Below are 19,730 nucleotides of genomic sequence, written 5' to 3'. Positions count from 1 at the left end.
AGGCGGTATGTCAGTTTGCACATGCAGTGACTGATACACCGCCTTCGCGAGCAAGCCCGCTCCCACAGGAGATCACCACCGTACTTTTAAGCGGGGTAACCGGTGATTTTGCGGATGCTCTGGTACAGCGGCTTGAGCTGGCGATACATGCGCAGGTACACCTCGTTGTACAAACGCTCATAGACCTGCTGTGCCTCGGGCTGCGGGGTGAATACCGTCCCGACGCGGGTCATCGCGGCGATCGCCGTGGGGAAATCCGCATAGAAGCCCAACCCCACCGCACAGCAGATCGCCGCGCCCAGCCCGGACGCTTCGTACACATGCGGACGCTCCGCCGGCAGGCCAAAAATATTCGCCGTGAGCTGCATCGCCGCATCGCTCTGCGAACCGCCACCCGCCACCCGCAGACGCTTGATCGAAACCTTCGAGCGCTTCTCGATGTTCTCCAGCCCCTGGCGCAGCGCATACGCCAGCCCTTCCAGAATCGCCCGGTAAATGTGCGCGCGGGTGTGCACGTCCCCGAAGCCGATCATCGCGCCTTTGGCTTCCACACCCGGCTCACGAATCCCCGGCGACCAGTACGGTTGCAGCATCAGCCCCATCGATCCCGGCGGCACCGCGTTCACCAGCGCATCGAACAGTTGCTCGGGCTCGATGCCCTGCTCTTTGGCCTGCTGCATCTCGCGCAGGCCGAACTCGTTCTTGAACCAGCTGACCATCCAGTATCCGCGATAAATCATCACCTCGCAGTTGTACTGGTCGGGCACCGCCGAGGGGTATGGCGGGATCAACGGGACGATTTCCAGATAGCGCGAACGGGTGCTGGTGATCGTCGCGGTGGTGCCGTAGGACAGGCACACCGTGCTCGTATCGACCACGCCGGCACCGACCACTTCGCAGGCCTTGTCAGCGCCCGCGGCAATCAGCGGCAGACCCTCGGGAATCCCCGTGTGACGGCTAGCTTCGGCGCTGATGTAGCCGAGGGTTTCGCCGGGTTTGTGCAAGGTCGGCAATTGCTCGGGACGCACCGCCAGCGCCTGCCATTTCCAGTCACTGGGCGCGGCCCATTTCAACCGTTTGAAGTCGAACGGCAGATAGCCGACGCAACAACCCACCGAGTCGACAAAGCGCCCACACAAACGATGGGTGAGAAACCCCGAGAGCAGCAAAAACTTGTCGGTCGCCGCCCAGATTTCCGGTTGATGTCGGGCGATCCAGTTGGCCTCGGCCTGAGCGCGAAAATAATCCACGGTGGCCTGCGCGCCGACCAGTTTGAACAGCCAGCCCCATGGTCCCTTGATCCCGCCCTCGACTTCGCTCTGGCGCTGATCGAGCCACAGAATGGCCGGGCGCAGCGGCTTGCCCTGAGCATCGACGTTGATCACCGTGCCGCGCTGGGTGGTCAGTGAAACGCCGGCAATCTGCGAGCGATCAATCCCGGTTTGCGCCCACACCTGCTGGCAGGCCTCGCCGAGTTTCGTCCAGTAATATTCCGGATCCTGTTCGGCCCAGCCCGGTTGCGTCGAGTAATACGCCTGCAACTCGACCTTGCCTTTACCGAGCAGATTGCCCTGCAAATCGAAGAGCAATGCGCGCACGCTCTGGGTGCCGTTGTCGATCGCCAGCAGGTAGCGCTTGTTCGAGTGGTTATCCATGGCGCTCTCTTCAAGGGGCATCAAGGCGTGGCATCCGGCAGACCGTGATGGCGTTGCCACAACGCCCGGTAACGCTGCAGCTCTTGCTGCCAGTGTGCATCGTCCCAGCCCAGTCTTGGCTGGCAGAGTTGGCGGATGGCAGCGAAATATTCTTCACCACCGCGCGCCAGCAACAGGCCCAGACGGGTACGGCGCAGCAACAGATCATCGAGGTGCAGCACCATTTCCGCTTCGCAGGCAAAGGCCAGCTCTGCCCACAAGGTATCGGTGTTGCCGACCGTTTCGTGGCCCAACTCGGCGATCAGTTGCGCCAGTCGCGGCAGGTCACGACCGTGGCGTCCGGCCAGACGTCGCCACTGTTGCGGGCTGAGTCCGGGGATCGGCCGTGGCGCTACGGCGGCAAAAACCGCTGCGCCATCATCTTCGAAATCGCGGCCAAGCATGTCGGCACAGGCCTTGAGCACTTCGACGGCTTGCGGGCGAAACGTCGTCAGTTTGCCGCCAGCCAACGTGACGCAACCCGGCTCCTGCCACAGCACATGCTCACGGGTTTCATTCGACGGCTTGCCTTGCTGTTGACCCGCCGCGCTGCCCACCACCGGACGCACGCCGGACCAGGTCGACAGCACATCGCTCGCCGTCACTTCGGCACCTGGAAATTGTTGCGTGCAAGCCGCCAGCAGATAGTCGAGTTCGTCGGCGCTGATGCTCGCGCTCTGATCCAGATTCTCGCGATGATCGAGGTCGGTGGTGCCAACCACCGTCGCCCCTTCCCACGGAAACACGAACACTGGCCGACGGTCGCGCTCATGCAGAAACGTGAAGGCCTGCGCCACCGGCAAACGCCAGCCCGGCAGCAGCAGATGACTGCCGCGCAGCGGGCGCAACTGTCGTGGCGCTTCAGGCAACCGCAGGCGCTCAGCCCATGCCCCGGTCGCCACCGCCAGCACGCCGCAACGCAATTGCAGCGATCCACCCGCTTCGCAGTCCTCGATCTGCACCCCACACACCCGACCGTTTTCGCGCAGCAAATGTTCGACGCGCACCCCGTTGAGCACTACCGCGCCATCGGCTCGCGCTTCGCTTAACACGCGCATCACCAGCCGTGCGTCATCGGTCAGCGCATCGACAAAACAGGTGCCGCCGAGCAGGTGATTTTCCTTCACCCCCGGCGCCAGAAAACGCAGTTGCTGCGCGTCATGAAAACGATGGCTGCGCCGTCCCGCCAACGCGTCGTAAACCGACAACAAGCCACCGAGCACACGCGGCCCGGGAAAGCCGCCGCGATAGTGCGGCATCATGAAACTCATCGGCTCCACCAGCCCCGGCGCTTCATCGAGCAGGCGCTGGCGCTCGCGCACTGAATCACGGGTCAGCCGCCACTGGCCCTTGGCGATGTAACGCAAACCGCCGTGGACCATTTTCGACGATCGGCTGGAGGTACCCCAAGCGAAATCCCGTTGCTCCAGCAGCAGACAACGCCAGCCACGCCGTGCCGCTTCGCGCAGAATTCCGGCACCGCTGATGCCGCCGCCGATGACGATCAGATCCCAGCTTGCGTCGGCCAATGTCGGCAAGGTTTGCTGGCGCCACGCGGCGTTCCAGTCCGGGTGCATGGCCGTCACTCCTGCAACAGCGTGCCGGGGTTGAGGCGCCCGGCCGGATCGAAGTGCCTGCTCAGCGCCTGCAAAGTGTCCATCGCCAGCGCACCCTTCTCGCGCGGCAGGTACGGCGCGTGATCCTTGCCGACCCCGTGCTGGTGGCTGATGGTGCCGTGGTTGTCGACGATGGTCTGGCTGGCCGCGTGCTTGAGTGCCTGCCAGCGCGCCAGCGTCGCCGGATAATCCGCCGCCGGGCGAAACACGTAAGTGGTGTAGATGCTCGAGCCTTCGCCGTAGACGTGGGACAGATGGGTGAACACATGCACCCGCTCACCCTGCGCCGCCAAGGCATCGCGCAGGCTGTTTTCGATCAGGTTGAGCAGGTGGTCGACGTTGCTCCAGTCGGTGGCGGTTTCCAGGGTGTCGACCACGTAACCGGCGTTCCACAGGTTCTCGCGCAGGTAGGGGAAACGGAAGCGGTTCTGCGCCCACTTGTTGCCGAGCAACGTACCGGTAAACACGCCACCGAAGGCTTTCAGATGCTGGCGCGCCTGGCTCAGCGACAGCGCGTTTTGCCGACGGTTGCCGGTCACGCCGAAGGTCAGCAGGCACTTGCCTTCACCGGCACCGCGCAGGTTCAGATACTTTTCCAGCCAGGCGATCTGCTGCGGATGCCCGGCCAGCGCCAGTTGGGTTTCGGTCTCCACCGCGTTCGACAGGCGCAGCATCGACAGCGGCACCCGCGCCTGCGCCAATTGGCGGATCGCTTGCAGCGCCTTGCTCCAACTGGGCAGGAACACTCCGTAAAAACGTTCATCAGCAGGCAGCGGACTGACTCGCACTTTGACCTCGGAAATGATCCCGAAACGACCCTCGCAACCGAGCACCACTTCGCGCAGATCAGGCCCCGCCGCCGAAGCTGGGAACGTCGGAATTTCCAAGGGCCCGGCGAAAGTTTCCAGGGTGCCGCCAGCGAACAATTGCTCGATACGCCCGTAGCGCAACGACTGCTGACCGCTGGAGCGACTGGCCACCCAACCGCCCAGCGTCGACAGCTCCCACGACTGCGGGAAATGCCCCAGCGTGTAGCCGCGAGCGCGCAGCTGACTTTCCACCTGCGGACCACTGGCACCGGGGCCGAACGTCGCCAGTTGGCTATGCTCGTCGAGGTCAATCAGGCGATTCATCCGCGCCAGCGACACGGTCACCACCGGCCGCGCCGAATCCGGCGGGTTGATGTGCCCGGCCACCGAAGTGCCGCCGCCGTAGGGAATCAGGCACAGGTCCTGCTCATGGGCAAGGGCCAGCAACTGGCGGATCTGTTCGGCAGTTTCGGGAAACGCCACCGCATCGGGATAGTTACCCAGCGCACCTTCGCGCAACGCCAGCCAATCCGGCAGGCTCTGGCCCCGGGCGTGCAGCAGACGGTCGTGGGGGTCGACGCTGTACAAGGCGTGCGCCGCCAGCCGCGAAAGCGGCACCCGTGCCAATGCCGACTCCAGTGTGGCATCGGGCAACACGTGCCCGGCCCCCAGTCGTTCATGGAGAAAACTCACGCCCTGAGCCGGCAGCTCGAACACCGTTGTTGCCTCTCCCCAGCCGTTCCAGCGTCGCATGCGTGTGTCCTTCTTATGCAGTCTGATCAGTGATGTGGCAGGCCTCCATACTAGTCAGCGGCCGCAAAGTGTCACGGTCGCATCCGGCCAGTTCGAGTAGCCAATTGAGTCAAACGTCGCGCAAGTGCCAGCCATTTACTTTAGTCGGGGTTTCAAATTACCTTTCAGCCATTCATTCGCTCACGCAGGCCTTGATCAAGGGATTCGGATCATGCAATCGCTCGGCTTCACCTCGGTTCCGCCGCTGCTCAAATACGTGCGCCATGCCGAGCAGCTGGGCATGGCCATCGAGCCGGCGCTGGCGGCAGCCGGATTGCAGGCGCAGCAACTGAGCGACAACAGCCTGCGCCTGCCGGGCGAAACCCATGAACGCCTGCTCGATTATTTCTGCGAGCACTCGGGCGATCCGCTGTTTGGTCTCAACGCGGCCAATTTCGTCCTGCCCAATTCCTGGAGCGTGCTCGGTTACATCACCATGAACTGCGCGACCCTGGGCGATGCCATGAGCCGGATCATGCCGTTCGAAAAACTGGTGGGCGACATGGGCGTCAGCCGCGCCGAAGTGCAGGACGGCCACGTGCATCTGATCTGGACTTGCCGCTACGAGCGTCCGCGGATTCGCCGGCATCTGGTGGAAAACGTCCTCGGCTCCTGGCTGCAATATGCACGCTGGATCGCCGACACACAGATGTCACCCGCCGCCGTGTGGCTGGAACATCCGTGCCCGCCAGACGCTACCCAGGCGCAGTACGAGGCGTTTTTCGATTGCCCGGTGCTGTTCGAGCAGGCCTATTCAGCGCTGATCGTGCCACTGGCGTATCTGCAGTTGCCGCTGCGCCAGGCCGATGCGCAATTGCTGCGTACCCTGGAAGAGCACGCGATGGGTTTGATGGCGACGCTGGAGGATGCATCGCTGGAACAACGGGTCAAAAGCATCCTGCGCCAGTTGCTCAAGGAAGGCTTGCCGCGCAAGGAACAGGTGGCCGAGCAGCTCGCGGTGTCGGTGCGCACGTTGCAGCGCCAGTTGCATCAGGCGGGGACGTCGTATCAGCAGATTCTTGATGACTTGCGTCAGGAGCTGGCCGAGCATTATTTGCTCAACAGCACCTTGCCGATTCAGGACATTGCGCAGTATCTGGGGTTTACCGAACCACGGTCGTTTCATCGCACGTTCAAGAGCAGGCGCGGGATGCCGCCGGGGGAGTTTCGGCAGATGCATCGCGGGTGATTATTCTGGCCTCATCGCTGGCAAGCCAGCTCCCACAGTGACCGGGTCGTACACAAAATCTGCGGCTCGCACATAACCCTGTGGGAGCTGGCTTGCCAGCGAAGGCGCCAGTGGCCACACCAAAAACCCGACAGACAATTCCTCAATTTCAGCAACCCAATAAACCCACTGCAACCCCCGTGTTTAAAGACACTCAGTGTTACGCCCTACTGCCTACAAATCCTTGCGCCACTGCCTACGGCTACGCCAGAATCCGCCGGCTTGTGCGCCCCGGAGGCCGTCGGTAACTTGAGTCCGTCACTGATTTCCAGTGATCGGGTTTAGTAGCCCGAGGTTCTTCCAGGGTGCATTGCACATCAAACAGTCAGGCATTTTCCGTCTGCGCTCTATGGTGGCTGTGCGCAGGGCGCTTTCGAGCGCGCCGGTTCCCTGGGTCCCCGGTCTACTAACCTGCGCACAGCTGCCACCTCTTCTTATTAGTAGAGAAGCGGTGATGGCTCCTACTTCAGGACCCAAAATCATGTTCAAAGTTACGCCCAACCCGCCGCCCACCGACGCGGCCTCCCCCTATGAATCCCCCGAATCAAGGAAATTCCACGAAGCCGCCGAGCGCGCCCTCGACCACTACCTCGGCCCACCGAGGCCCGCGATCATGGCCACCCCGTACCAGCCCAATCGTCTCTACATGGCCAATCCGGCCAGCGGCACCGAACCGTTGCTGGCCGACGCCTGCGAATCCCTCGGCTCGGCCACCGTGATGCTCAACGACTTCGCCGGGCTACTGGAAGGCTCGCACCGCAAGACCCTGCAAGGCATCGCTCAGGTGGTGATGGTGGCGGAAATCGCCGTCAATCGGGTGCTGGATCAGTTAGTGCCGATCGAATAACGAAAAAGCCCGCGGCAAAACCTTAGTGGTTTGGCAGCGGGCTTTTTTGTATGGCGTGAATCTTTTTCCCTCACCCCAGCCCTCTCCCGGAGGGAGAGGGGGCCGATCGAGGGATGCTCGCGAGACACACCGACCTGAAAATGCTGCTGTGAATGCACAATCGCAGCGGATCATTCAGGTCGATGTACAGCGCAAGACACCTCGGTCAGTCCCCTCTCCCTCTGGGAGAGGGTTAGGGTGAGGGGCTCTTCTCAGCTCAAACACTGATAGCGTTGGTAAACACCAACCGATTACCAAACGGATCAGCAATCGTCATGTCCTGACTGCCCCACGGCATCGCCTGAATCTGTGGGTGCGAGAACTTGTAGTCCTTGGCCACCAGTTGCTGCTGGAACGCCTCCAGCTCATCGGTCTCGATGCGCAACGCCGAGCCAGGCGTCGCATCGCCATGATGCTCGGACAGGTGCAGCACGCACTCGCCACGGGACACCTGCAGATACAGCGGGAAGTTCGCTTCGAAACGATGCTGCCAGTCGATCTTGAAACCGAGGAAGTCGACGTAAAACTCCAACGCCTTGGCTTCATCGAAGATCCGCAGGATCGGGGTGGTTTTGCCGAAGCTCATGGGGTGCTCCCTGACTTGTTTGGCCCAAAAGTGTAGACGGGCTGGATGTCAGCAATTCGGCTTGGCGGTGGCTTTCTTTAATTGCAATGTGCCACCACTGTGACGCACTCCGCGAAACGTCAGCGAAAGTTGTTGCGCAAATCCCCGTCCCGCGCCAGAAACCGCCCTTCCCGGCGACCATTCGCCTGCCCGTCGCGATAACTCAACACACCATTGACCCACACCCCATCAATCCCCTGCGCCGCCCGCTGCGGATCAGCGAAATCTGCCACATCGCGCACCGTCGCCGGATCGAACAGCACCAGATCAGCCCAGTGCCCCTCGCGAATCTCGCCGCGCTCTTTCAAGCCAAACCGCACCGCCGACAGGCCGGTCATCTTGTGTACCGCCGTGTGCAGCGGAAACAACCCGAGATCGCGACTGAAATGGCCGAGCACTCGTGGGAAAGCGCCCCACAGGCGTGGATGCGGGAATGGGTCTTCCGGCAGTCCGTCAGACCCGACCATCGACAGTGGATGCGCGAGGATTTTTCGTACATCGGCCTCGTCCATGCCGTAGTACACCGCGCCCGCCGGTTGCAGGCGCTTGGCGGCTTCGAGCAGTGGCACGTTCCATTCGGCGGCGATGTCGATCAGGTCGCGACCGCTGACTTCGGGGTGCGGCGTCGACCAGGTGATGGTGATGCGATGGGCATCGGTGACTTGCTTCAGATCCAGCGTCGAAGAGCTCGCCGCGTAGGGATAGCAGTCACAGCCCACATGCTGGGTTTTCGCCGCTGCTTCCAGCGATGCGAGCAACTGCGGACTACGCCCCCAGTTGCCGACACCGGCGCATTTGAGGTGGGAAATGATCACCGGGGATTGTGAGTGACGGCCGATGCTGAACGCTTCCTCCATCGCCTCCAGCACCGGCTCGAACTCACTGCGCAGGTGGGTGGTGTACACCGCGCCAAATGCGGTCAGTTCTTCGGTCAGTTGCTTCACTTCGTCGGTGGAGGCGTTAAAGGCGCTGGCGTAGGCCAGGCCTGTGGATAAACCGAGCGCGCCGGCTTCAAGGCTTTCACGCAACTGCTCGCGCATCGCGGCGATTTCGTCAGGCGTGGCGGTGCGCAACAGGTCGTCGAGGTGATTGCTGCGCAGTGCGGTGTGACCGACGAGTGCGGCGACGTTCAGCGTGGTGTTCGCCGCTTCGACGGCGGCGCGATAATCGCTGAAGCGCGGATAGACGAACGCCGCTGCGGTACCGAGCAGGTTCATCGGGTCCGGCGGATTGCCTTTCAAACTCACCGGCGAGGCGCTGATCCCACAGTTGCCGACAATCACCGTGGTCACGCCCTGGCTGAGCTTGGGTAGCATCTGCGGCTGGCGGATGACCACGGTGTCATCGTGGGTGTGCACGTCGATGAAGCCTGGGGCGAGCACGCGGCCGGCGGCGTCGATTTCCTCCGTGGCGCGGGCATCATGCAGGTCGCCGATACGTTCGATGCGCCCGTTGAGAATCGCCACATCGGCGCGGTAGCCGGGGGTGTTGCTGCCATCAATGACGGTGGCGTTGCGGATCAGCGTGTCGTACTGCATGTCTGTCTCCCGGCGGGAGTCAGCGTCAACTCCTGCCCTTGATCAAATGGTGATCGAAGCCTTGCTCCACCAGATACCGCCAGGCTACCTGAACCTCTTCGGGGATCGCCTGTTCGACCTGAAAACCCAACGCAGGGTAAACCATGATGCGGTGCACATCGCCGACCATTTCGTCGATCAGGCCCAGCACCCCGATCAGGTTGCTGACGTCATCAGGAAAATCGAACGACGGCGCATCCACAAAGGCTTCCAGTCCGGGCCACTGCACGGGCAGGGTCAACGCCACGCGCCGGATCGAATTGGGTTTGGTTAGAAACGTCGCACGACGCACGTCGGGAAACATCGCTCGGGCAAACGCGATGTTTTCGGCGAAGTTGGTCGCGCGGGTTTCCAGGGTGAACTGCTGCGCCGTCACCCCTTGCGCCAAGGCGCGTTGGGCAAAAATATCGGCTTCGGAGCGTTCCCACAAATGCCTGGTCCAGTTGCCGGTATTGCCGGTGAACAACAGGTGGGGTGCCACGCCGTCTTTCAACAGTTGGCAAGCGTAATCGCAGACCCGCAGGTCGTAGGAGCCGCAGACCACAATCAATTCACAAGCGCTGTGTTGGCGCCCCGCACCGAGGAATTTCCAGAGCACGCTGGCGTGCTGCAACGTCAATGTCATGACCGGGCAAACCTCTGGGTCGGGTGCGCGTTGATGAACAGCGCTCCATCGGCATAACCGTGGGCGCCCCTGCCGTCGAGCCTAAGCGCAAGCCGAGTGAAATCGGCATACACACCTGCGGCGCCATGCGCGGTCAGCGTCGGGTCGTCGCCAATACCGATACACAGCGCACCGCTGCTGACCGCCGACTGCACGCCGCTGACAGAGTCTTCGAACACCAGGCATTCATCACTTTGCCGACCCAGTTGTGCCGCCGCCAGGCGATAGGGATCGGGGGCCGGTTTGCCGCTGCGTACGTCGTCGCGGCAGATGATGCTGTCGAACGCCGACGTCAGGTCGTGTTGCTGCAGAACGTGCCCGACCCGCGCCCGCCAACTGCTGGTGACCAGCGCCAAGGGCACGGCGTGCTCGCGGAGTCGGGCGATCAACGCCGCGACGCCCGGCACCAGCGCACAGTTCGTCACCTGCTCGATGGCGTCGACTTCACGCTTGATCGCCACCCGCTGTGCTTCGTCGAACTCGGCAAACAAGGTCTTGAGGGTGTAACCACCGGGGCGGCCGTGGATGTGCTCGTCAATGAACGCCTGATCGACGCTGATCCCGTACTGGCGCGCCACGGTGGTCCAGGCGTGTTCAATCACCTCGCGGGACTGAATGAGCACGCCGTCCATATCAAAGCAGACGGCTGTAAACGTTTGTTGAGCCATGAGTTGAACTTCGCATTTTCTGATGAGCAATGAACGCCAGCACCGTTCCGACCAACGCGAACAGCGCCATCACGTAGTAGGACCACTGCGGCCGGGTCTGGTACAGGTAGCCGGCGAAAGGTGTGGCCAGGCCCATGGGCAACGCCACCGCCAGGGAGTAATAAACCCCTTGAGTAAAGACCTGAATATCCTGCGGTGCCTGGTCGCGAATAAAGCGCATGATCGCCGCGTGGTAGGCGGCAAAGCTCAGCGCGTGCAGACACTGCCCCAGCAGGATCAGCGACACCGCGTCGCTGTTGGAAAACAGCGCCCAGCGCAGTGCCGCACAGACACTGGAAAACATCACCAGGGACAACGGCGCGCAAAACGCCAGGACCTTGTTAGAGAGCGCGAACCAGGTGATTTCCGCAATCACCGCCACCGCCCAGAACATGCCAATCGCTGAGGAAGAGAAGCCCTTCACTCCCCAACCGATCGAAGCCGTGGAAAAGTACAGGGTGTGGCTCAACTGAATGAAGCTGGCGGCGGCAATCGCGATCAGCAGGCTTTTGTGTGCCAACAGCGCTTTCCAGTCCGGCCGTTTGCGCGCCGGGCCGGGCGGCGCCAGATGCGCCCGCGCCACCTGGCGCTTCAGGCGCAGACACGCCACGGCGGTGATCAACATGCTCGCTGCGATCACCAGCGGCACCCACGACTGGCTGTACTGCGCAAACAGAAAACCACCGAGGGTCGAGGTCAGGATAAAGGCCGATGAGCCTACCGCCCGCACCCAACCGTAATTCTGCAGGGCCAGTTTGTCGCGCTTGAGCAGATAGGACTCGGACAGCGGCAACACCACCATCCACAGCCCGCCAAACAGAACACTCAAGCACACGAACATCCATAAGTGCGCCGGGATGAAGTAGAACAGCAACGTACACAACGCGGCGGTAACGCTCAAAACAGCGGCGAGCCGCAACTGATCCACCCGCCAGTCGGCCACATAGGTGATCAGCACCCCGGTCACCACCTGCGGCCAATACGCTGCGGCGATCAGCAAACCGATTTCACTGGCACTGAAACCCAGTGAATCCAGCCAGGTCGGCCAGAACGGATAGATGATCCCTTCCGCCGCAAAGAACCCGAAAAAGATTAAATACATTCGTCAACCATACGCCCGGTACTCCTGAAGCAGGGCTCCCGGGGAGCCCTGCATACCATCCGTTTATTCGAAGCGTTGCTGAGTGAAGCTGTTTTTGCCCTTGCGCCAGACGATCAGCGATTCACTCATGACCACCAGATCGACCATGCCTTCTTTCAGCGCATCCAGTGCGTCCTGGGAAGAGCACACGATCGGTTCTTCATGGCGGTTGAACGAGGTGTTGATCAAGGCTGCCTGACCGGTTTTCTGGTGCCAGGCCGTCAGCAGGCGATGCATGAACGGGTCGCTCTGCGGGCGAATGATCTGCGGGCGCGCGGTGCCGTCGATGTGCACCACGGCCGGACTTGCCTCGCGAAATTGCGGATGGCAGTCGTAGGTCATGGTCATGGTATCGGCGGCCACTTGCTCCTCGTCCCAACCGACGTAGCAGGCCGGTGCTTGCTCAATGGCGGTGACTGGGCCGAACGGCATGAACTCGGTGCGGTGCATGCGTTTGTTGAGCCAGTCGTTCACCTCGGCATCCTGCGCGTGATAGACGATGCTGCGGTTGCACAGCGAACGCGGGCCGAACTCCATCTTGCCCTTGAACATGCCCAGCACCTGATTTTCCGTCAGGGCCTCGGTCAACACCTCGATGATGTTCGACGGCGTGTGATAACCGAGTTCAGGGTAGTCGCGATTGATCAGGTTGATGTTCTGCGAAACGCTGCGCGATTCCGGGCCAAGCATCATTGACGGATTCTTGAAGCGGGTGCCGTTTTCCAGGTACGCGGTACCGACCGCAGCAGCCAGTGCCAGGCCGCCATCGCCCATGCACGGCAGCACGTAGACGTCTTTGACGCCCGGGATCTCACGCAGACGCTGGTTGAGTTTGACGTTGCCAAACACGCCGCCGGCCAGGCACAGGTTGGCACTGCCGCGCTGGGCCAGATGATGGCTGACGGTGGCCACCAGCAGGTCTTCGCTGTGACGCTGTACAGCGGCGGCGATGTCCTCGGGGGTTTCCCGGGCAAACAGGGTTTCCAGCGGCTCGCTGTAGGTGTTGTAGGACGGCAGGAACATATCGCCGCAGCGCGCCTTGATGCGGCCGTCTTCGAAACGGATCATCTGCTGCATTACGCCCAGCAGTTTCTGCGGATCGCCGAATGCGGCCAGACCGGTGACCTTGCCTTCGTGGCGGTTGGGTTTGTAACCGAGCAGGTGGGTGATCCGGCCGTAGAAATAACCGAGGCTGTCGACACTGGTTTCGCGTTGCAGCACCGTGGTTTCTGACGGGCTGTACCAGGTGACGGTCAGCGACTGAAAGTCGCCGCGTCCGTCGCACGTCAGGGTCAACGCGTCCTCGAATGGCGAGCAGACATAGGCACCGAGCGCATGGCACTCGTGGTGATCAATGTAGTACGCCTTGCCTTGCAGACCGTTGTCGACAATGAACTGGTCGAATTCGCCGCGCTTGGCCTTGTCGTTGTTGATTTCATCGGTCACACGCTGACGGAACTGCGCAAGGCCCTGGGGGTTGCTCCGGACTTCCTCGACGATGCGATCGAAGTACAACGCCAGATGTTTGTCGGCACTGAAACCGGCGTTCCATCCATAGGCGACATGATCGACGTCTTCCAGCGACACGCCGGCCTGGCTCAACACAAACTCGATGGACTTGGCCGGCCAGATTTTATGATCCTTGATGCGGGTGAAGCGCTCTTCACTGACCGCTGAAAGAATCTGACCATCACGTACCAGGCAAGCACCCGCCAAATCATTGTTTGTAATACCCAAAATGATCATAACTATTCCTTGTTTTCGCCAATTGAGGTGACGGCTTCGCCCACGCGCGTAGCGTGCAATGCAATAACCAGAGTCAATGACAGATGCCGGCCGTCATGGCCGACCATTACTCATCGAGAGATCGCGGATTCATGTAGGTCCGCCGGGGGAATACGCCTTTACGAGAAGGCATCAATGTGTCTCGCCATCGCAAATTCCTTTTGCCAGAAAACTCCATGGGCGGTGCCGTGCTGCACGGGCCTCATGCCTGCAACACGTGGAGGGCGACATCCATCGCAGCCGTCCTCGTTTCATCGCGGTAGCAGCCTAGCCGGTAATTTCCCGAGCACCCGGCGAAGTCCCCGCTAAAAATTAAATTCCACTGGCATGCGGCGTATTTGCGGGGGTTTACCGGGACAAAAAAACGGACGATGACGGCGTGCCATTCAACTTTTCTGTTTTTGTTCCACCGCTTTCGCGAGCAAGCCCGCTCCCACCGGTTGATCGCATTCCGTCAGCCAGAATGCGGTTAACCTGTGGGAGCGGGCTTGCTCGCGAATGGCTTCACGCGGTGCAGCGTGAACTCACACCATCTCGTTACGAATCCACTCCACCACCGACGTACGCTTTGGCGCCCAGCCCAGCAGTTCACGAGCGTGTTTGCCGCGTACGCGACTGTTCGAGCCAAGGCCGTAGTTGGCCATTTCGTAACCCCACTCGGCTTCGGCGTCTTGCAGCGGCCAGTCTTGTGGCTCGCCGAGATTCAGCGCTTCGGCCATGGCAGTGGTCATGTCAATGAACGACGCTTCGCCGCTTTCGACGAAGTAGAAAGTGCCCGGGACGTTTTTGGTCAGCGCCAGCAGGTACAGGGCGACGACGTCGTCGATGTGCACGTTGGACCAGATGTTCTGGCCAGTGCCGACATGGCGCACCACACCACTTTTGCGTGCTTGTTTGAGCAGGCGCGGCAACTGCACGCTGTCGCGATTGACGCCCAGGCTGTGGCCATAGATCAGGGTGTTGCAGATCACCGCCGAGTTCACCCCGTCCTTCGCGGCGGCGAGGATCAGGTTGTCGATCGCCACACGGGCAGCCTTGTCGACGGTGGGCTCCGGCAGGTTGTCTTCGTAGTAGATGACATCGCTGGACTTGCCGCCCGAGGCATCGCCGACGATGCTCGAACCGCTGGTGTGCAGGAACACTTTGTTCGAACCGCGCAGGGCACCGAGCAACGCTTCGACAGCACCGCGATGGTCGCTGCTGGCGGCGTTGATCACCGCATCGGCGGCGCGGGCCTGTTCAGCCAGCAATGTGCTGTCTTCGAGGGTGCCGATCACCGGGGTGATGCCCAAAGCTTTCAGCTCATCGGCCTGTTCGGCGCTGCGCACCAGGCCCGTGACACGGTGCCCGGCCTGAACCAGACCGGTAGCGATCGAGCCGCCGATAAACCCGGCAGCGCCGGTGATGAATACGTTCATGGAGAAACTCCCTGCGTGAATAAGTGATGCAGCGAGTATCGACCGGTCACTCCGATGGAAAAACCCGCCCTCGCCCAAATCACTGTTGCGCAGGGATCACGAATCAACCCTTGAAATCGGCGCTGGCGTAGGCCGCAAGTTTGCTCTGGATGAAGTCGAGGAAGCACTGAATGCGCAGCGCCAGTTGCGAGTTACGGTAGTACACCGCGTTGATCGGCTGGCGATAACCGCTGTTGAATTCCGCCAGCAGCACCTTGAGGCGCCCGGCGCGAATGTCGTCGATGGTCATGAAGTGCGACAGGCAGGCAATGCCCTGCCCTTCCAGCGCCAGATGGCGCACGGTCTCGCCGCTGGAAGCGCTGATCGCCGGGGTGATCGGCCAACGGTCACCATGCACGTAACGCAGCGGCCACTGATTGAGGCCTTCGTTGTGGGTGAAGCCAAGCAGGGTGTGTTCGCTCAAGTCGGCGACCTGCTGCGGCGCGCCGTGCTTTTCCAGATACGCCGGGCTGGCGACGATCAGCAGCGGGCTGCAACCCAGTGAGCGCGCATGCAACGTCGAGTCGGCAAGAGTGCCGATACGGATGGCGACGTCGGTGCTTTGTTCCAGCAGGTCAATGATCAGGTCATTGCTGTTGAGTTCGAGCTGGATGTCCGGGTACAGGCCACGGAATTCGTCGATGTACGGCACGATGGCGTGCAGCATGAAGGGCGACGCGGCGTTGATTCGCAGGCGCCCGGACGGGGTTTGCTGGCGTGAGGACAGTCGCTCTTCAAGGGCGTCCATCTGATCGAGAATCAGCTTGGCCTGCTCGAAGAAATACTTGCCCTCCTCGGTCAGGTCCATGCGCCGCGTGGTGCGGTTGATCAGCGTGGTGTCGAGCTTGGCTTCCAGCCGCGACAGTGTGCGGCTGACCGCCGAAGGGGTCTGGCCGACCTGCTCGGCAGCGGCGGAAATCGAACCGCATTCGATCACGCAGACGAAAATCTGCAACTCATCGGATCTGGCTTTCACGGGTGTCCCTTATTGATCGACTGCACAAAATCCATTGTGGAGAGAGAACACCCCTGTGGCGAGGGGATTTATCCCCGATGGACTGCGCAGCAGGCCCCGCTTTTCGAGATCAAGATCGGGGGCCGCTGCGCGACCCATCGGGGATGAATCCCCTCACCACATTTAAAACCCTCACCACAGTTACAACCGTAACCACATGAAATCACCTCAAGCCTTGAGGCCAAATACCTGCTTGAGATGCTGCTCATACCGCGCCACATCATTCTCGATGTTCGGGCGCTTCATCACGTCCACACACAGGAACGTCGGCAACCCGCTCATGCCCAAGAACTCGTTGGCCTTGTGGAACGGGAAATACACCGCATCCACACCTTTGGCTTCAAAGAAATCGCTCGGGTCGTCAAACGCCTGCTGCGGCGCGTTCCAGGTCAGCGACAGCATGTACTGCTTGCCCTGAATCAGACCGCCGCTGCCGTACTTCTGCGACGCATCGGAACGGGTCCGACCATCGCTGGCATAGAGGCTGCCGTGGCCTTCGGTGAAGACTTCGTCGATGTACTTTTTCACCGTCCACGGCGCGCCCATCCACCAGCCCGGCATCTGATAAATGATCACGTCGGCCCAGAGGAATTTGGCCACTTCTTCAGCGACGTCGTAACCCTCGTCGATGAACGTGGTTTTGACATCCAGACCGCCACGATCCAGCACGCTCAGCGCGGTTTCGTGCAGGGTGGCGTTGTAACGACCGTCGGAGTGAGCGAATTTTTTGCCACCATTGAGCAACAACACTTTTTTCATCGGAACGCCTCGCGCAGCCATTGGGCTGGAGAAAGATGGGAAAACGAATGGCGGCAGGTTAACCATCCATCTCGCGCGGAATAAGCCGCGTCGGCGCAAAATACATTTGATCAAAAAGCACGAATCGAATGCCGATTGTTGCAATAGCATTCCCGGCCATCTGCATTTGAGGAGTTGTTTTGATGAGTGAACGCCACGGTTTCATCCTGCATGCCAAGACCCGCCCGGAAAAAGCCGAGGCCTTCGAAGCGCTGTTTCGCGCCTATGTCGAGCCGAGCCGCGCCGAGCCAGGCTGCATCGAGTACCACATGCTGCGCGACAAGGAAGACCCGACGCTGTTCATCTTCTACGAGATCTGGGAAAGCCAGGCGCACCTCGACGTGCATTCGAACCTGCCGCACATGCGCGATTTTTTCGACAACCGCATGACGTATCTGGAGCGTGATTTCGATATCCGTCGGATCGACATGCTCAGCGCCTCGTCGGCTAGCCGCTGATCAGCAGATGGGCGCCGAGTGCGCCCAGTCCGATAAAGAACACCCGCTTGAACAGCACAGCGCTGATGCGCTGACGCAACCATTGGCCGAACCCCATGCCCAGCATCGCCGGGATCAGCACCAGCAGCGACGCACTCAATTCGCCACTGCCCAGTGCGCCGCACCAGAACAGGCCGCCGGCCAGCGCCAGGGTCGACACGGTGAACGACAGACCCAACGCCTGCACCAGCTCATCGCGACTCAAACCCAGCGCCTGCAGGTACGGCACCGCCGGAATCACGAACACACCGGTGGCCGAAGTGATAACCCCGGTGATCAGCCCGCACAGCGGACCCAGCCACGGTTCATGCCGAGGATTGACCTGCAGCGTCGGCAGCAGCAACCCGCTCAATGCATACAGCAGCAACGCCGCGCCCAGCCCACGCACCACCCAATGCCCGCCTGCCATGCCGATCGACAACGTGCCGACGGCGGTGCCGAGGAAGATCATCAACAACAGCGGCCACAGGCGTTTGAGCAGCCCTTTCAGATGCCCGCCGAACGCCAGTTGCCAGACATTGGTCAGCGTCGCCGGAATGATCAGCAACGCGGCTGCCTGTGACGGCGCCATAGCCAGACCGAGCAGGCCCATGGCGACGGTGGGCAGACCGAGGCCGATTACGCCTTTGACCAGCCCGGCCATGATGAAAGTGGCGATGACCAGCAGGGACAGAGCCAAGCCGAGGTTTTGATAGAAGTCTGCAAATGCGTTCATGGCGCTACTGTGCGCTTTGGCGGGTGCGTTGAAAATCTGCCATATACTGAGGCTGCCTCTGCCGGTACAAGAGGCTGCTAATTGCGTTGCGGCTGATGGCCCCTTCGCGAGCAAGCCCGCTCCCACAGTTTTGGATTCACCACTGATCCACTGTGGGAGCGGGCTTGCTCGCGAAGAGGCCCGCCCAGACACCACAAAAACCACAGGCGGCCCCATGCACTTCGACCTCACCGACCTGCGCCTCTACCTGCACATCCTCGACACCGGCAACATCACCGCCGGCGCCGCCCGCAGCCATCTGTCACTCGCCGCCGCCAGTGCACGTATTCGCGCCATGGAAGCCTCGCTGGGCACCGAGTTCCTGCAGCGCGGCCGCCGTGGCGTGAGCCCGACACCCGCCGGCAAGGCACTGGCCCACCACGCGCGCATCCTCCTGCAACAGGCCGAACGCATGCAGCAGGATCTGGCCGACTACGCGCAGGGCGTCAAAGGACAGGTGCGACTGTTGTGCAACACCACGGCGATCACCGAATACCTGCCGGAAGCGCTCGCGGACTTTTTGCGCGAGCATCCCAACCTCGACATCGATCTGCAGGAACTGCCCAGCGCCCGCATCATCCACGCCTTGCGCCAGGGCGCAGCCGATATCGGCATCGTCTCCGATGCAGTGGACACCACCGATCTGCAGACCCAGCCGTTTCGCGACGACCCGTTGCGACTGATCGCGCCGCACGGACATCCACTGGCCGACGCCGCCGAGGTCAGTTTCAGCGCCGCTTTGCACTACGATTTCGTCGGTCTGAGCACCGACAGCGCGCTGGCGATCTACCTCGAAGAACAGGCGCTGCACAGCGGCTCGCGCATGCAGGTGCGGATCCGCGCCGACGGTTTCGAAGGGGTGCTGCGCATGGTCGCCCGAGGCGCCGGCCTCGCCATCGTGCCGCTGGCGGCCATTGAACGCGTGACGCCGCGCTCATTCAACAGCATCACCCTCAACGAGCCATGGGCCCGCCGCACGCTGATGCTCTGCGCCCGGGACTTCAGCGCGCTGCCCGGTTACGCCAAAGCCTTGCTGCAAGCCTTGACTCTCCCCTGAGGGGCAGACTTCATCCTTGGCGTTCAACGGCAAGGAGCATGACCATGGGCAAACGCATTCTGCTGATTCTCGGCCATCCCGGCGCGACGAGTTTCTGCGCCGCACTCGCCGAGCGCTACGCACAATCAGCGCTCGATGCCGGACACCAGGTGCGTCAGCTACGCCTGGGAGAGATGGCTTTTGACCCGGTGTTGCGCCAGGGGTATCAACAGGTTCAAGCGCTGGAAGAAGACTTGAGCCGCGCGCAATCCGACATCCTTTGGGCCGAACATCTGACGCTGGTCTACCCGATCTGGTGGGGCGGCATTCCAGCGCTGCTCAAAGGTTTTTTTGATCGGGTGTTGCTGCCGGGATTCGCCTTCAAATACCGAAAAGGCAAACCCTTTCCCGATCAGTTGCTCAAGGGGCGCACCGCGCATTTGCTGGTGACGATGGACACGCCACTCTGGTATTACCGCTGGATCTACCGGATGCCGGGACTGCATCAGGTGCGCAAGACCACCCTGCAGTTCTGTGGTATCAACCCCCTGCGCACGCTGACCTTCGGCCCGCTGCTTGAGTCCAGCGACCGGCAGCGCCAGCGCTGGCTGCAACAGGCGCACGCTATCGCCCGCCGCTAAGTCTGCCG

18 protein-coding genes are annotated in these 19,730 nt (G+C 61.5%); 5 read left to right on the top strand and 13 right to left on the bottom strand.

Annotation, left to right across the window (positions count from 1 at the left end):
• Window positions 1-86: 86 nt before the first annotated feature.
• From AC3WMV_RS17560 to AC3WMV_RS17550, 3 genes are read right to left on the bottom strand one after another with little or no spacing between them, the layout of a single operon-like run.
• Window positions 87-1,655 (bottom strand): FGGY-family carbohydrate kinase, encoded by a 1,569-nt coding sequence (locus AC3WMV_RS17560; RefSeq protein ID WP_103367745.1) that lies wholly within the window; start codon window positions 1,653-1,655, stop codon window positions 87-89.
• Window positions 1,656-1,675: 20 nt separating this feature from the next.
• Window positions 1,676-3,271: a glycerol-3-phosphate dehydrogenase/oxidase gene (locus AC3WMV_RS17555; protein WP_103367744.1), complete on the bottom strand. Its 1,596-nt coding sequence runs from the start codon at window positions 3,269-3,271 to the stop codon at window positions 1,676-1,678.
• A 5-nt stretch (window positions 3,272-3,276) separates the two neighbouring features.
• Window positions 3,277-4,872, bottom strand: a complete 1,596-nt coding sequence (locus tag AC3WMV_RS17550; RefSeq protein ID WP_103367743.1) for an FAD-binding oxidoreductase — start codon at window positions 4,870-4,872, stop codon at window positions 3,277-3,279.
• A 211-nt stretch (window positions 4,873-5,083) separates the two neighbouring features.
• On the opposite strand from AC3WMV_RS17550, the gene gliR reads away from it, so the two are divergent.
• Together gliR and AC3WMV_RS17540 are read left to right on the top strand one after the other, a co-directional pair.
• Window positions 5,084-6,100 carry an AraC family transcriptional regulator GliR gene (gliR, locus tag AC3WMV_RS17545; protein WP_027614133.1) on the top strand — a complete coding sequence of 339 codons (1,017 nt, stop codon included), beginning with the start codon at window positions 5,084-5,086 and terminating at the stop codon, window positions 6,098-6,100.
• Window positions 6,101-6,620: 520 nt separating this feature from the next.
• The gene (locus AC3WMV_RS17540; protein ID WP_103367742.1) at window positions 6,621-6,986 is read left to right on the top strand and encodes a DUF6124 family protein; all 366 of its coding nucleotides are present in this window, start codon (window positions 6,621-6,623) and stop codon (window positions 6,984-6,986) included.
• A gap of 256 nt (window positions 6,987-7,242) precedes the next feature.
• Here AC3WMV_RS17540 and AC3WMV_RS17535 read toward each other — a convergent pair whose 3' ends face one another.
• The 9 genes from AC3WMV_RS17535 to mdaB all read right to left on the bottom strand — a co-directional run bounded on the left by AC3WMV_RS17535 (window position 7,243) and on the right by mdaB (window position 16,755).
• Complete coding sequence (locus tag AC3WMV_RS17535) at window positions 7,243-7,611, bottom strand: glyoxalase superfamily protein (protein WP_007962133.1); 369 nt, start codon at window positions 7,609-7,611, stop codon at window positions 7,243-7,245.
• Window positions 7,612-7,730: 119 nt separating this feature from the next.
• Entirely contained in the window at window positions 7,731-9,188 is a 1,458-nt protein-coding gene (locus AC3WMV_RS17530) for an N-acyl-D-amino-acid deacylase family protein (protein ID WP_103367741.1), read from the bottom strand.
• A gap of 25 nt (window positions 9,189-9,213) precedes the next feature.
• Window positions 9,214-9,852 carry a YdcF family protein gene (locus AC3WMV_RS17525; RefSeq protein ID WP_027614137.1) on the bottom strand — a complete coding sequence of 213 codons (639 nt, stop codon included), beginning with the start codon at window positions 9,850-9,852 and terminating at the stop codon, window positions 9,214-9,216.
• A complete protein-coding gene (locus tag AC3WMV_RS17520) occupies window positions 9,849-10,523 on the bottom strand; it encodes an HAD family hydrolase (protein ID WP_256584909.1) in 675 nt (224 codons plus the stop codon). The genes AC3WMV_RS17525 and AC3WMV_RS17520 overlap by 4 nt, the downstream gene beginning before the upstream one ends.
• 1 nt (window position 10,524) lies before the next feature.
• On the bottom strand, window positions 10,525-11,700 hold the full coding sequence (locus tag AC3WMV_RS17515) for an MFS transporter (protein ID WP_103367739.1): 1,176 nt from the start codon (window positions 11,698-11,700) through the stop codon (window positions 10,525-10,527).
• A 63-nt stretch (window positions 11,701-11,763) separates the two neighbouring features.
• Window positions 11,764-13,485: a carbamoyltransferase family protein gene (locus AC3WMV_RS17510; RefSeq protein WP_027614140.1), complete on the bottom strand. Its 1,722-nt coding sequence runs from the start codon at window positions 13,483-13,485 to the stop codon at window positions 11,764-11,766.
• A 563-nt stretch (window positions 13,486-14,048) separates the two neighbouring features.
• Window positions 14,049-14,942: an NAD-dependent epimerase/dehydratase family protein gene (locus AC3WMV_RS17505; protein ID WP_103367738.1), complete on the bottom strand. Its 894-nt coding sequence runs from the start codon at window positions 14,940-14,942 to the stop codon at window positions 14,049-14,051.
• A gap of 103 nt (window positions 14,943-15,045) precedes the next feature.
• Window positions 15,046-15,957, bottom strand: a complete 912-nt coding sequence (locus AC3WMV_RS17500; protein ID WP_027614142.1) for a LysR family transcriptional regulator — start codon at window positions 15,955-15,957, stop codon at window positions 15,046-15,048.
• 207 nt (window positions 15,958-16,164) lie between these two features.
• Window positions 16,165-16,755 (bottom strand): NADPH:quinone oxidoreductase MdaB, encoded by a 591-nt coding sequence (gene mdaB / locus AC3WMV_RS17495; protein ID WP_095139858.1) that lies wholly within the window; start codon window positions 16,753-16,755, stop codon window positions 16,165-16,167.
• A 182-nt stretch (window positions 16,756-16,937) separates the two neighbouring features.
• On the opposite strand from mdaB, the gene AC3WMV_RS17490 reads away from it, so the two are divergent.
• Window positions 16,938-17,252, top strand: a complete 315-nt coding sequence (locus AC3WMV_RS17490) for a putative quinol monooxygenase (protein WP_103367737.1) — start codon at window positions 16,938-16,940, stop codon at window positions 17,250-17,252.
• On the opposite strand, the gene AC3WMV_RS17485 is transcribed toward AC3WMV_RS17490, so the two are convergent.
• Window positions 17,242-18,006 carry a sulfite exporter TauE/SafE family protein gene (locus AC3WMV_RS17485; protein WP_103367736.1) on the bottom strand — a complete coding sequence of 255 codons (765 nt, stop codon included), beginning with the start codon at window positions 18,004-18,006 and terminating at the stop codon, window positions 17,242-17,244. The two genes, AC3WMV_RS17490 and AC3WMV_RS17485, sit on opposite strands and share 11 nt — an antisense overlap.
• A gap of 214 nt (window positions 18,007-18,220) precedes the next feature.
• Between AC3WMV_RS17485 and AC3WMV_RS17480 the strand changes: the two genes are divergently transcribed.
• Both AC3WMV_RS17480 and AC3WMV_RS17475 read left to right on the top strand, forming a co-directional pair.
• Entirely contained in the window at window positions 18,221-19,102 is an 882-nt protein-coding gene (locus AC3WMV_RS17480) for a LysR family transcriptional regulator (protein ID WP_103367735.1), read from the top strand.
• A gap of 44 nt (window positions 19,103-19,146) precedes the next feature.
• On the top strand, window positions 19,147-19,722 hold the full coding sequence (locus tag AC3WMV_RS17475) for an NAD(P)H-dependent oxidoreductase (protein ID WP_096795292.1): 576 nt from the start codon (window positions 19,147-19,149) through the stop codon (window positions 19,720-19,722).
• Window positions 19,723-19,730: the final 8 nt, after the last annotated feature.

It is taken from the genome of Pseudomonas sp. FW305-3-2-15-E-TSA4, assembly GCF_058787295.1.
Note: the sequence above shows the minus strand (reverse complement) of the source record. Positions and strands in the feature narration are given on the sequence as shown.